The sequence below is a fragment of the Stenotrophomonas sp. P2112 genome, assembly GCF_041897515.1.
Classification (GTDB): Bacteria; Pseudomonadota; Gammaproteobacteria; order Xanthomonadales; family Xanthomonadaceae; genus Stenotrophomonas; species Stenotrophomonas sepilia.
In genome coordinates this window covers 640602-653155 of the sequence record NZ_CP169216.1, presented here as the reverse complement: position 1 = coordinate 653155, position 12554 = coordinate 640602, and the positions used below count along the sequence as shown (strand labels likewise).

Genomic DNA, 12554 nt, shown 5'->3' with positions numbered 1-12554 from the left:
GCCGACGTATTTACGCCGGCGGCAGCTCGAAGACCTGGCGCAGGTAGGCCAGGTAGCCCGGGTCGTCGCACATGCTCTTGCCCGGCGAATCGCTGAGCTTGGCCACCGGCTGGCCGTTGCAGCGGACCATCTTGATGACGATGTTGAGCGGTGTCGGGCCCAGGTCATTGGTCAGGTGGGTGCCGACACCGAACGCGACCTGGCAGCGACCGCGGAAGTAGTCGTACAGGCGCATGACCTTGGCGATGTCGAGCCCATCGCTGAACACCAGCACCTTGCTGCGCGGATCGACCCGGCGCTGCTGGAAGTGCGCCAGCATGCGGTCACCCCAGTCGAACGGATCGCCTGAGTCATGGCGCACACCGTCGAACAGCTTGCAGAAATACATGTCGAAGTCGCGCAGGAACGCGTCCAGGCCGACCACATCGGACAACGCGATGCCGAGGTCGCCGCGGTACTCGCGCGCCCAGGATTCCAGTGCCGCCACCTGCGAATCACGCAGGCGCGGGCCGAGCGCCTGGAACGCCTGCAGGTACTCGTGGGCCATGGTGCCGTGCGGGGTCATGCCGTACAGGCGCGCGAAGTGGACGTTGCTGGTGCCGACCAGCTGCGGGCCGAGCGCGTCGCGCAGCAGCGGCAGCAGCCGGGCATGCCAGTCACGCGAGTAGCGGCGACGGCTGCCATAGTCGGCGATGCGGCATTGTTCGAAGCCGGGGGTATCGCGCAGCAGCGCGGCCTTGGCCTGCAGGCGGCGCTCGCCTTCGGCGAAGTCGGCCGTGGTGGTGTTGCGGAACCAGACTTCGTTGATGATCGCCAGCAGCGGCACTTCAAACAGGATGGTGTGCAGCCACGGGCCGGTGATGTCCAGTTCGATCTCGCCGGGCACGGCCGTCGACGCACGCAGTTGGATGTACTTGCGGTCGAGGTGGAACAGGCCGAGGAAATCGGCGAAATCCGGCTTCACGAAGCGCAGGCCACGCATGTAGTCCAGCTCCGCGTCACTGAAGCGCAGGCTGCACAGGTGGTCGATTTCTTCGTCGATCTGGTCGATGTAGCGGGCCAGGTCGATGCCGGGCGTACGGCACTTGAACCGGTACTGCACCTGGGCGCCGGGGTGCTGGTGCAGCACCGCCTGCATCATGGTGAACTTGTACAGGTCGGTGTCGAGCAGGGACTGGATGATAGGCATGGGGCGGATTATGCGCCCGGCAGGGTGAACCGGGGTGCCTCCGGCCACGCTCGGCTCACGGGGAACAGCATTGGTAGATCCACGCCATGCGTGGATGCTCCTGCGGCGCTACAACGACCTGCGCAGCAGGCGCGGCACCAGCATCGCCGCATGCGCCCAGATCGCGGCCCACACCGCAACGCGTACCGGCAGCGAGCGCTGCCTGGCCTCGAACTTCTGGAAGTAACGCCACAGCCCCCTGTGCTTGTGCCATTCCACGAAGAATGGCCGCGAACGGCTGGAGACGCCGCGCACATGGGTAACCTGCAGGTCGTTGGCGATCGCCACCACCGCGCCGGCCTCGCGTGCGCGGCGGCACAGATCCAGGTCCTCGGCATGCAGGCGGTAACCCGCATCCCAGCCACCGATGCGCTCGAACAGGGTACGCGGCATCATCAGCAGCGCACCGGACAACGCCGGCACCGGCTGCACGGCCTGGTGCGGATCGCGCGGAACCGCCAGCTTCGAACCCTTGCCCGGCGAGCGCAGCATCAGCAGGAAATCCGGATCGCGACGGCGCACCGCTTCATCGGCGTGGCCGTGCTCGTCCACCTGCTCCACGCCCAGCAGGCAATCGCCCAGCACCTCACCACGGCTGCGCAGTTCGGTCAGGGTGTCCGGCTCAATCATCAGGTCCGGGTTGATGAAGGCCAGCCATGGGCTGTGCGAGTCGGCCACGCCCTGGTTGTTGGCGGCGGCAAAGCCGGGATTGTCCGGATTGCCGACGAAGCGCACGCGCGGGTCATGGCTGGCGTGCCGCTGCACGATGTCCAGCGTGCCATCCAGCGAACCATTGTCGATCACCCGGATCTCGGCGATGTCCTGCGCCTGGCGCAGGCGCGACAGGCAGGCATCGATGGTGCTGCCACTCTGGTAGGTGACGACGATGGCGGCAATGGCTGCATTCAAACGGGAGGCTCCGGCGCGGGCGGGACGAACAGGTCGCCCTGTTCCTTCGGCATTATCGCCTGCCGCATGCGCTGCTGCAGGTCGGCACGCAGACCGTGCAGTGGATCGTGCATCAGGAAATCGGCCAGCCGCGGCACCCAGGCCGGCCAGCGCGCGGCCAGGGCCTCCAGATCGCCATCGCGGCTGACCGCCTCTCCTGCCCGGCCGACGAACGCGGTCTCGCACAACACGTTGCGCCACCCCAGGCCCGCCATGCGCAGGCTCAGGTCGACCAGCGCGGCATTCCAGCCGGCATAGCTGTCCACGTCCAGGCCACCGGCACGGCGGCGAGCGTTGCCACGTACCAGCACCGCGTGGGTGACCGCCGATGGCAGCTCCGGGTGAAGCGTCGGCAACGTGGCGCAGGTATGCGCCAGCAAGGCCGGGTCATGGGGTTCGGGATTGATCTCGCCCAGCCGTGGCCACGCCGCGGTCTCGCCGGCATTGCACCAGGGGGTCGCGGTGGCAATGGCGGCATCGCGGGCGAAGGCATCCTGCAACTGCTGCAACCAACCGGGCGACGGCACGCTGTCCGGCGCCAGCACGGCCACGTCCAGGCCATCGCAGGCGCGCAGCATCTCGTCCAGATGGGCAACCTCGCCCAGTGGGCGCGCGCGCCGGGTGTACTCGGCCTGCAGCGGCGTATGCGCCAACCAGTGCTCGACCACGGCCTGCGCACGCGGCCCTGCCTGCGCGTCATCGGCCAGCCAGACCGGGGTGCCCGGCGCGGTGCCGGCATCCAGTGCGGCCAGGCAGCGATCAAGCGCGGCATCGTCCACGCACAGCGGCAACAACACGATCGCCCCCATCCCGCCTCCGTGGTTGTCGGTGGCCACAGCGTAGCACCGGGAGGGTATCGGCCGGGTTGCACCCGGCACCCGCAGAGGCCAGAGCCAGAGCCAGAGCCGAAGCAACAGCCGGAGCAAAAGCTGGGTTCCTGGGGGGATGGCGGGGTGGGTCCGGTTGCGGGGGACGCCGTAAATACGTCCCTGTAGGCTCGGTCGCCGCATCCATGCGGCTCACGCCCCCACAACCGGACCCACCCCGCCTTCGACAGTTTTCCGCGATCTGTCGGCCCTACCTTCTGTAGAGCCGAGCCATGCTCGGCTCAGATGTTTCGGATCTCGAAATATTCGATTTCGATGGAGAGTCATCCACGCATGGCGTGGATCGTGTCGACCAAGGTCGACACCTACCAACAGCAGCAGGAAACTGTCGAAGGCGGGGCACTGTGGGTTTGCGGGGTGTGAGCCGCATGGATGCGGCGACCAAGCCTACATGGACGTATTCACGGCGTCCCCGCAAACCCACAGTGCCCCGCCATCCCTCAGTAAACCCGCTGTTGCTGTTGCTGTTGCTGTTGCCGTTGCTCCAGCTTCAGCCTCTGCGGGTGCCGGGCGCCGCCCGGCCGTAAACCCCTTACTTCTTCGCGCGCGGCTGGTTCAGCGGCTCCATCGCGCGGAAGCGCTTGCTGTACTCATCGGTCAGGTTGCGCGATTCCTGGCTGTTGCGGACGATGGTCGGGGTCAGCAGCACGATCACTTCCGAACGACGGCTGGTGCGGGTCTTCTGCCCGAACAACGCACCGACCACCGGAATCCTGCTCAGGCCCGGAATGCCGCTGCTGCCATCGGTGGCCGAGTCGGTGATCAGGCCCGCCAGCATGATGGTGTCGCCGCTCTGTACCGCCGCTTCGGTGGACAGCTTCTTGGTCGAGATGCGCGGGTTGCAGTTGCGCTCGTTCGGGTTGCAGGCGTCCGGCACGTCGGAGGCGCTGCTGACCTCCTGCACGATATCCAGGAACACCGTGCCATCGCGGGTCACGCGCGGGCGTACCTTGAGGATCACGCCCGTGTCGATGTACTGCACCGAGCTGTAGGTGCTGGTGCCCACGCCGGTGTTCACCGTGGTGGTGTTGATCGGCACCTTGTCGCCAACGTTGAGCGTGGCCTCGGCGTTGTTGCGCACGAACACCGACGGTGTCTGCAGCAGGCGCAGGTCGGTGACCTTGTCCAGCGCGCTGACCACGGCGGCCGCGTTGTGGCCGGTGAACGCCCAGCCCACGCCGTCGTTGCCGGTGACACCGCCGGCGAAGGTATTCCACGAACCGCCCGCTGCCGGCGGCAGGGTCAGGCCTGCCAGTGCGCCGGTCAGCGCGCGACCAGCCACGGCGTTGTCGAAGAACCAGTTCACGCCATACTTCAGGTCACCGGTCAGCGCGACTTCGGCCACCTGTGCCTCGATGTGCACCTGCAGCGGCATCACGTCCAGCTTCTCGATCACCTCGCGGATCGAGCGCCAGGCCTGCGGCGTCGAGCGAACCAGCAGGGTGTTGGTCTCCTCCACCGCCGACACGCCGACGCGGTCGCCCTCCACTTCCAGGCTGACACTGACGTTGCCGGGCTGGCGCTGCGGCAGGTTCAGGCTGCCGTTGCTGCTGCTACTGCCACTGCTCCCGCCCAGCGTCGAGCCGAGGGTGCTGCTGTTGTTGTCCATGCCACGATCGCCGTCACCGCCCAGCTGCGACGGGATGGCGCCCGGTGCCAGCGAGGCCGGGCCGGAGCCGCCGCGGTTGCCACTGCTGGCGAAGGCCTCGCTGAGGCGCTCGGCCAGGTCGCGTGCCTTGATGTAGCGCAGCTCGTAGGAGAACAGGCGGGCGCTGCCACCTGCGGTGTCGATGCGATCCAGCCACTGCTGGATCTGGTCCAGGTAGCGTACCTGCGGCGTGATCACCAGCACGGCGTTGGCGTTCTCCAGCGGCAGGAAACGGAACATGCCAGCACTGGGCGTCTTGCTCTCTTCGCCGAACACCTTTTCCAGGTCGGCCGCGACCTGCTCAGCCTTGCCCGACTGGATCGGGAACACGCCCACCGACATGCCCGACAACCAGTCGACGTCGAAGATCTCGACGGTGCGCAGGTAGTTTTCCAGTTCTGCGCGCGTACCACCGAGGGTGATCACGTTGCGGCCGCTGTCCACGTTGACGATGGCGTTGGGGCGCGCATACGGCTCCAGCACCTTCTTCATCTCGGTGGCCGAGATGAACTGCAGGGGGACCACGCGGACCTCGAAGCCGCGTGCGCTGGCCGCCGGCGCGGTGCTCGGCGCGACCGTGCCGGCCAGCGCCTGGTCGGCGGCGACGATGTTGTAGCGCCCACCGCTGTAGACCATGCGTGCGTTGTTCCAGCCCAGCACCATCTCCAGCAGGTTCAGCGCCTGCGCCGGCGAGACCGGCTTGGGCGTGGCCAGGGTCACCGTGCCCTGCACGCCCGGTGCAATCACGTAGTTCTGGCCAAGCATGTCACCAAGGATGGCCTTGACCACCGCATGCAGCGATTCGCCTTCGAAGTTGAAGGTGGCCTCGCCGGTGCTGGCGCCATGCAGCGCCGGTGCCGGTGCGCGCGCGGCCTCACGGTTGATCATGGTGCCGGTGCCGCGGCGGATCACCGCCTGCGGTGCGCCCTGGCTCTCGCGGGCGGCATCGGCGGCGACGTCGGCTGCCTGGCCGGCATCGGCACTGGGCGACAGGTTGCCGTTGCGCTGCACGTGCGGCGCGGACACCGTACTGCAGCCGACCAGCAGCGCGAGGGCAAAGGACCAGGGAAGAAAACGCAGGTTCATGCATTCACTCTATCGGTTGGTGCCATCGCCCGGGGGCGGCGACGGTTGTTGCTGCTGTTGCTGCAGCTGGCGGCGGCGGGCCTGGATGCGTTCGCGGATGGCCTGCATCTGCGCTTCGCTGGGACCGTTGTTGTTGGCCGGTGGTGTTTTTGCAGCTGACGCCGCAGGTGTGGGGGCATTGCCGGCGGGCGGCGTCGGTGGGGTGGCCGCGACCGGGGACGGCGCCGGCGGAGCACCCGCCGAAGGCGGCACAACGATCGCACCTGCAGGCGGTACACCGTTGGCACCGCGCAGCACCGTCGGCGGCTCACCGCCCTGGCCGTTGAACACGGCCAGTTCCAGGACCTGGTTGCCACCGGGGCCGATCACCGTCGCCTGGCGCGGCTGCAGCGCGACCAGCTGCCAGCCATCCACGGCTTCGCCGTTGAGACGCAGGCGCAGCGAGCGGTTCTGTTCGGTGGTGAAGGTGGCCATGCCGAAATCGCCGGTCAGCAGCACGCCGGTCAGGCGCAACGCGGCACTGGCCGCCGGTTCGCTGCCCCCCAGCAGATAGGGCCGCGGCCTGCGGTCTTCGGCGAATAGCGGGCGCTCACCGATCGCGCTGTAGCTGTCGGCGCTGGCCATGCGCTCGGCCGCCAGCGGCGGCAGCGATGGCAGCGATGGCGCGGCGTCGGCATCACCGTCGGCGCCCGGCAGCTGGCTGCCCAGCCCGAACACGGTTGACAGCCAGACCGCCGCCGCCCAGCCGGCCAGTGCCAGCAGGAAGCCGGTACGCAGGCTGATCTGCTCAAGCTTCATCGGCCACCTCCGGCCCTTCGGACGGGGGCGCCGGCTGGGGCGCAGGCGTGGCCTCGGCCGGCGACGTGGACGGTGCCGGTGCCGCAGCGGGTGCCGGTACCGTGCCGTCGGCGGCGGCGCCTGGCAGCAGATAGCCGGCCAGCTCGAAGGACACATCCAGGCCCAGCCCCGATTCGTTCGGCGATTGCTGGAAGCGCTGCGCGATCAGGTTGAGGTTGTCGACGAACAGGCGGGGGCTGCCGGTTTCGAGGCTGTGCAGCACGGTGGCCAGTTCGGCCACGCCGCAGCGCAGGCGCACCTGCATGGCGACGCGCACGAACTCGGCATCGCGCCGGTTGTCGGTCAGCGGCGTGCGGTTGCTGATGGTGCAGCTGCGGTTGCCCGGGCTGGCCATCGCCACCGCATCCTGCAGCCGGGCGCCCAATGCAGCGGCGGCAGCTTCGGCAGTGGCTTCGCGCAGGAAGCCTGGCCGCTGCTGCAGTGCCTCGCGGGTAGCGCGAAGGCGCTGTTCGATCTGCGGCTGCTGCTGCAGCTGCGCCTGCACGCGCGACTCGCGTTCGCGCAGGGCGGCGACATCGGCATCGATCGCACGCAGCGGCTGGGTGAACCAGGGGTGCACCAGCAGCAGATAAGCCAGGCCCAGCACTGCCAGCAGCAGTGCCAGCGCCAACCAGCGATCACGGCGTGCGCTTGGCATCGGCATCGGCCGCCTCCGGGGTCGGTGCTGCGGCCGGCAACGGCTGCAGTTCGGCGGTCATGGTGAAGCGGTCGCGGCCACTGGCCGCGCCATCGGCCTGCAGCACCCCGGTCAGGTTGACCTTGCGCCACTGCGGTGCATCCTGCAGCAGCTGCACCAGCTGCGATGCTTCGCGGCTCAGGCCGATCAGCTGCAGGTTGTTGTTCTCGATCGCCAGCTTTTCCAGGTAGGTGCCTTCCGGCAGGCGCCGGGTCAGTTCGTTCCAGATCTCCACGGTACCGGCGCGCTGGCTGCGCTGCTTCTCAAGGAATGCAGCACCATCGATCAGCGCCTGCAGCTGCGCGCGTTCGCTGGCCACGCCACGCGCGCTGCGCGCGCTGCGCTCGACCTGCGCACGCAGTTCGTCGGCGGCGGCCTGGCGGTTGTCCAGCAACTGCACCGCGGCCAGTACCAGCATCACGACGGATGCCGCTGCCAGCAGCAGGTTCCAGCGCCGCATCGGGTCTGGCCGCAATTGGCGCTGCGCGGGCGGCAGCAGGTTCACCTGCAACACGTTGCCCTGCGCATCGATGGCATCGACGCCGGCCAGCGCATCGGCCCATTGGCCCACCCGCGTGCGCCATGCTTCCAGCTGCCGCAGTGGCCACGCTACCAGTTCGACCTGCAACTGCCCTTCGCCGCCCGCGCCGAGTTCACGCACGTCATAGCTGACCTGGGACGCTTCGAACGGGGTCTGCCGGTCGATCTCGAAACCGACCACGGCACGCAGGCGGTCAGCCGCCGCGGCGGGCAGGCGCAGCGTGCGCCGCAGCACATCCGCCGCGGGCAGCAGCCACACCCGGGGCAGGCTGCGCAGGCGCGGCTCGAGTACCCGGTCCAGTTCCACCGGCGACAGCGGCCACGGCAGGCGCGCCACCACTTCGCGGCGTTCACCGGCCTCACGCCAGACCTGCAGCTGGTCGCTCTCAGGCTGCAGCAACAGGCGGGCCTGGCCCCAGCCCAACGCCCATTGCCAGCGCACCGGTACCCAGGCCAGCAGCGACTGCCGCCACCAGCGCAGGAAGCGGCCAGCACCCGGGCCGATCCGGCCCTGCACTTGCCGCAGACTGTCCTGCCACGCCGTCATCTTGCTGTCATTCCCTGCTCCCAGCGAAGCACTGTGTAGGTCCGCCCGGGAACCCCGCCCGAGCCACTGCGTACCACTGCCTGCAACACCGACCTGCGTCCACTGCTGTCGATGGCAGCGGACTCGATACTATAGGTGCCGCTGCTGCTGGCAAGCGTTGTCGTACCACCAGCGGAATCTGCATCACGCTCCTGCTGTGCGCGCTGCGCCATCACCCTGTCCGCATCCAGCCCCAGCGCGCTCAGCACCGGCGCACTGGCGAACTGCGGATCCGGCCGGGCCTGGCGGCTGTACAGGGTCAGGTGCGGCAACATCGCCCGGTACAGCGTGCCGCGCATGCCCAGCACGCGCTGCAGCTCGCCCAGGGTCTCGAAGCGCTTGTTGCGTGGGCCATAGGGCAACCCGGCTGCGGCGTAGTCCTGCGCTTCAGCACCACCGCCCGGCTGCAGCAGGCTGTCCTCGTCACGCCAGTCGATGATGGCCGCCGCCAGCTGCCGGGCCTGGGCATCGTCTTCACCCAGCGCCTTGAGGAAGGCGGCCAGCAGCGCGGCGTCGGCCAGGTTCAGGTTGATCTTGCCGTTCTCGTCCAGCACCTTGATCTCGATGCTGGCGTCGTCGAACTGCCAGCGATAGGTCCGGCCATCGGCACGCCAGGGCGCGCGCTGCGGATCGGCCGACAGGCGCAGCAGGGCATATTCGAGGCCGGCACGCGCACGTTCCTGCCCGCGTGCATCGTCATCCAGCACGCGCTGCTGCAGGTGTTCGACCCGTGCGCTCAGCGCGAATGCGCCGACCAGCGCGGTCATCAACGCGATCAGCCACAGCACCAGCACCAATGCCGCCCCAGCCTGACGCCTCATCGCGCGCCTCCGCTGCCACCGGCGCGCAGCGCCACCACCAGCGGTGGCCACGGCGCTCCACGGGCCGGCACGATCTGGATCTCCACCAGCATCGGCAGGCGGCGGGTGTCGTCCCAGCGCGGCATCCAGTCGGTCACCTGCCCAGTGCTGGCATCGATACCCCGATAGCGCAGCTGCACCGACTTCAGGTTCTCCACCAGCACCTCGGGCGGGCGCGGTGGATTCTCGGCGATGCGCTCGCCTTCCTGCAGCAGCACCAGGTCCAGCAGCAGGCGCTGTTGGCCATCGCGTCCGTCGACCTGCAGCGCGTGCAGGTAGGGGCCGCCACGGCCGAGGTAGCCGGGCAGGTCGGCGGCGAACAACATGCGTTGCTCCTCCCCCTGGAAGAAGATCGGTTCGCGGGTGGGGTCCGGAACCTCAAGCGGGGTGCGCAACGCGCCCGCCAGCTGCCTGCGAAGCAAGGACTCGACCGCGCGCATGCGTTCGCTCTCGGCGGCGATCTGCTCGCCACGCTGGCTGACCGCCATCGCCGAGCGCACGCTGGCAAAGGCCAACGCCAGGCCGCCGGCCAGCAGCACGGTGGCCAGCATCACTTCGACCAGGGTGAAACCTGCGGCGCGGCGCCTCACCGTGCATTCTCCAGGTCGGGCGGCAACAGGCGCAGGCTGCGCCAGCGCAGCTGCTCGCGCTCGCTGTCACCCCAACGCACCTGCAATTGCAGCTCTGCCAGCCATGGGGTCCCCGGTGACGTGGCCTGCACGACATTGCCAGCGCGTGGTTCCACCCACGGCTGAACCTGCAGTTCCCAGTGATAGCGCCCCTGTTCCCAGTCACCCTGCTGGCTGCCCACCTGCAGCGGTGCGTCGACGCCGGCCTCGGCCAGCAACGACTGTGCATGCAGCACCGCGCGCGTGCGCAGCTCGGCATCGCGCACCTGTTTTGCGCCGCCGGACAGGCTGCCCAGCAGCAGGGTCAACGCCAGGCCCAGCAGGGCGAAGGCGATGATCACTTCCAGCAGGGTGAAGCCACGCGCGCGCCGCTTCATTGCGCCCGCCAGGGGCCGGAGCGGACCTCGCCGGTGAGCCAGCCGACGTCGACGCGCCATTCGGCGCCGTCGCGCTGCAACCGGATGCGGCCACCGCTGGAGCCACCATCGGGATGGAATTCGATCACGCCCTGCCCCGGCGCGGTGGCCAGCTGCGCGGCGCCTTCGAACTGCACCTGCAGCTGTGCGGGCACCTCACCGTGGCGCTGGTTGGCGCCCTCCCAGCGCCGCCGCGCCGGCTCGATGACGAAGCGCTGCGGTTCGCCGCGGGCGATTGCCTGCGCGCGCACCATGCGCAGCTGGCTGGCGATGTCCTTGCCGGCGCTGCGCAGCTGCATGCCGGCGAAACCACGCGACAGGCCAGCGGCGGTGATCAGGCCGATCGCCGCGATCAGTGCGATCACCAGCAGCATTTCCAGCAGCGACAGTCCCGCCGCGCGCCTGCCGTGCAGGCGCGGGTGGGGCAACCGGCGCGGCAGGAAATACGTCATGCGCGGTTACGGCTGGTAGCGGATGTCAGCGTCGACGCTGCTACCGCCGGCCTTGCCATCCTTGCCCAGGCTGACCAGCTCATACGGCTGGCCTTCGCCCGGTGCGCGGTATTCCAGGGCGTGGCCCCACGGGTCGTTCAGGTCGGCCGGCTTGGCGTACGGACCGAGCCAGCCGCCAACACCGGCCGGTGCGGTCACCAGGTCATTGAGCGAGCCGGGCAGCTTGCCGGTGTCGATCTGGTAGTTGTCGATCTTGGACGCCACGGTCTGCACCTGCGCCTTGGCGATGTTGGCCTTGCCACGGTCGGCACCGCCCAGTACGCGGCTGGCGACCAGGGTCAGCACCGCGCCGATCAGCACGATGACGATGATGATTTCCAGCAGGCTCATGCCCGACTGGTTGCGCGCGGCGGTGAAGGAAAGGCGGATCGGTCGGCGACGGGCAATCATGGACGGTCCTTTCAGTTGCGGAGTGTCGGGGTTGCAGGGAGTGCCATCATCAACCGATGGCATTGGTCAGGTCGTACAGCGGCACCAGCACGGCCACGATCACCGCGCCCACCACCGAGGCCAGCACCAGGGTGATCGCCGGCACCATCGCCGCCAGCAGGCGGTCGATGCGCCGGGCACTATCCTGTTCGAAGGTGTCGGCGGCCTTCAGCAGCATGGTATCGAGGGCGCCGGATTCCTCGCCGACCTGGATCATCTGCAGGGCCAGGCGCGGGAAGCGCTTGCCGCGCGACAGTGCCAGCGACAGGCCGGCACCATTTTTCACTTCATCGGCGGCCGCTTCCACATCGGCGGCCAGCGCGCGGTTGCCCAGTACGTTGCGCGCGATGCCCAGTGCGCCCAGCAGGGGTACGCCGTTGCGCAGCAGGGTGCCCAGCGTGCGCGCCAGGCGCGCGGTCTCCAGTTCACCGACGAGACGGCCGATGCCACGGCGCTGCAGCAGCCAGCCATCCAGCGCCAGCCGGAACGCCGGTTGCCGCGCCTTGCGCTCGAAGAACAGCGCCAGCAGCGCCGGCACCACCAGCAGCAGCACCCACCAGTCGCGCACGAACAGGCCCAGCTGCAGCACCGCATTGGTGAACCACGGCAGCGCCACGTCCAGGCTCTCGTACATCTGCGCGAACTGCGGCACCACGTAGCCAAGCAGGAACAGCAGCGCACCGCCCACCACCACCAGCAGGATCGCCGGGTAGACCAGCGCGTTGATGACCTTGCCCTGCAGCGCGCGGCTGCGCTCGAGGTAGTCGGCCAGGCGTTGCAGGGTTTCATGCAGGCTGCCACCGGCTTCGCCGGCGCGCACCATGTTCACGTACAGCCGCGAGAACAGCCCATGCTGGCGTTCCAGCGCGGTGGACAGCGGTGCACCGCCGCGCACCACGTCGCGGATGTCGGTGATCGCGCGGCGCGATCGTTCGTCCTCAGGCAACCCCAGCAGGATCGACAGCGCGCGGTCCAGCGGCTGGCCGGCACCGAGCAGGGTCGCCAGCTGCTGGGTGAACTGCAGCAGGGCGGCGCCCTGCAGGGGGCGCTGCTGCAGCAGGTTGCGCCAGCTGCGGCCGCCGATCGCGCCGGCGTCGGCCAGCTGCGTCTCCATCGGCAGGTGGCCCTGGTCCTGCAGGCGCGCGATCAGCTCGGCCTCGCTGGCCGCTTCCATCTGCCCGTCGAAGACCTCACCGTGCGGATTGAGCGCCTTGTAGCGGTAGTTCGGCATGTCAGCCCCGGCGTCCTGCG

Annotated in this window: 13 protein-coding genes; all 13 read right to left on the bottom strand. The window is 69.0% G+C overall.

Features of this window, described 5'->3' with window-relative positions:
- Positions 1–10: 10 nt before the first annotated feature.
- The 13 genes from pncB to ACEPA4_RS02950 all read right to left on the bottom strand — a co-directional run bounded on the left by pncB (position 11) and on the right by ACEPA4_RS02950 (position 12534).
- Complete coding sequence (pncB, locus tag ACEPA4_RS03010) at positions 11–1189, bottom strand: nicotinate phosphoribosyltransferase (protein ID WP_005415236.1); 1179 nt, start codon at positions 1187–1189, stop codon at positions 11–13.
- A 108-nt stretch (positions 1190–1297) separates the two neighbouring features.
- Positions 1298–2137 carry a glycosyltransferase family 2 protein gene (locus ACEPA4_RS03005; protein WP_065179816.1) on the bottom strand — a complete coding sequence of 280 codons (840 nt, stop codon included), beginning with the start codon at positions 2135–2137 and terminating at the stop codon, positions 1298–1300.
- Entirely contained in the window at positions 2134–2985 is an 852-nt protein-coding gene (locus ACEPA4_RS03000; protein ID WP_065186242.1) for a glycosyltransferase family 2 protein, read from the bottom strand. The genes ACEPA4_RS03005 and ACEPA4_RS03000 overlap by 4 nt, the downstream gene beginning before the upstream one ends.
- Positions 2986–3595: 610 nt before the next feature.
- Entirely contained in the window at positions 3596–5797 is a 2202-nt protein-coding gene (gspD, locus tag ACEPA4_RS02995; protein ID WP_065186243.1) for a type II secretion system secretin GspD, read from the bottom strand.
- 9 nt (positions 5798–5806) lie between these two features.
- Positions 5807–6595 (bottom strand): general secretion pathway protein GspN, encoded by a 789-nt coding sequence (locus tag ACEPA4_RS02990; protein ID WP_065186244.1) that lies wholly within the window; start codon positions 6593–6595, stop codon positions 5807–5809.
- Entirely contained in the window at positions 6585–7292 is a 708-nt protein-coding gene (gene gspM, locus ACEPA4_RS02985; protein ID WP_231114026.1) for a type II secretion system protein GspM, read from the bottom strand. The genes ACEPA4_RS02990 and gspM overlap by 11 nt, the downstream gene beginning before the upstream one ends.
- Entirely contained in the window at positions 7273–8418 is a 1146-nt protein-coding gene (locus ACEPA4_RS02980; RefSeq protein ID WP_065179642.1) for a PilN domain-containing protein, read from the bottom strand. Before ACEPA4_RS02980 ends, gspM begins: the two co-directional genes overlap by 20 nt.
- Positions 8415–9278, bottom strand: coding sequence for a general secretion pathway protein GspK (locus ACEPA4_RS02975; RefSeq protein WP_139726719.1), 864 nt, complete (start codon positions 9276–9278; stop codon positions 8415–8417). Before ACEPA4_RS02975 ends, ACEPA4_RS02980 begins: the two co-directional genes overlap by 4 nt.
- Positions 9275–9907, bottom strand: a complete 633-nt coding sequence (locus ACEPA4_RS02970) for a type II secretion system protein J (protein WP_053499709.1) — start codon at positions 9905–9907, stop codon at positions 9275–9277. The genes ACEPA4_RS02975 and ACEPA4_RS02970 overlap by 4 nt, the downstream gene beginning before the upstream one ends.
- Positions 9904–10323 carry a prepilin-type N-terminal cleavage/methylation domain-containing protein gene (locus ACEPA4_RS02965; RefSeq protein WP_005415227.1) on the bottom strand — a complete coding sequence of 140 codons (420 nt, stop codon included), beginning with the start codon at positions 10321–10323 and terminating at the stop codon, positions 9904–9906. The genes ACEPA4_RS02970 and ACEPA4_RS02965 overlap by 4 nt, the downstream gene beginning before the upstream one ends.
- Entirely contained in the window at positions 10320–10814 is a 495-nt protein-coding gene (locus ACEPA4_RS02960) for a GspH/FimT family pseudopilin (RefSeq protein ID WP_049417201.1), read from the bottom strand. The genes ACEPA4_RS02965 and ACEPA4_RS02960 overlap by 4 nt, the downstream gene beginning before the upstream one ends.
- Positions 10815–10820: 6 nt before the next feature.
- On the bottom strand, positions 10821–11264 hold the full coding sequence (gene gspG / locus ACEPA4_RS02955; RefSeq protein WP_005415225.1) for a type II secretion system major pseudopilin GspG: 444 nt from the start codon (positions 11262–11264) through the stop codon (positions 10821–10823).
- 49 nt (positions 11265–11313) lie between these two features.
- A complete protein-coding gene (locus ACEPA4_RS02950) occupies positions 11314–12534 on the bottom strand; it encodes a type II secretion system F family protein (RefSeq protein WP_005415224.1) in 1221 nt (406 codons plus the stop codon).
- Positions 12535–12554 lie beyond the last annotated feature (20 nt).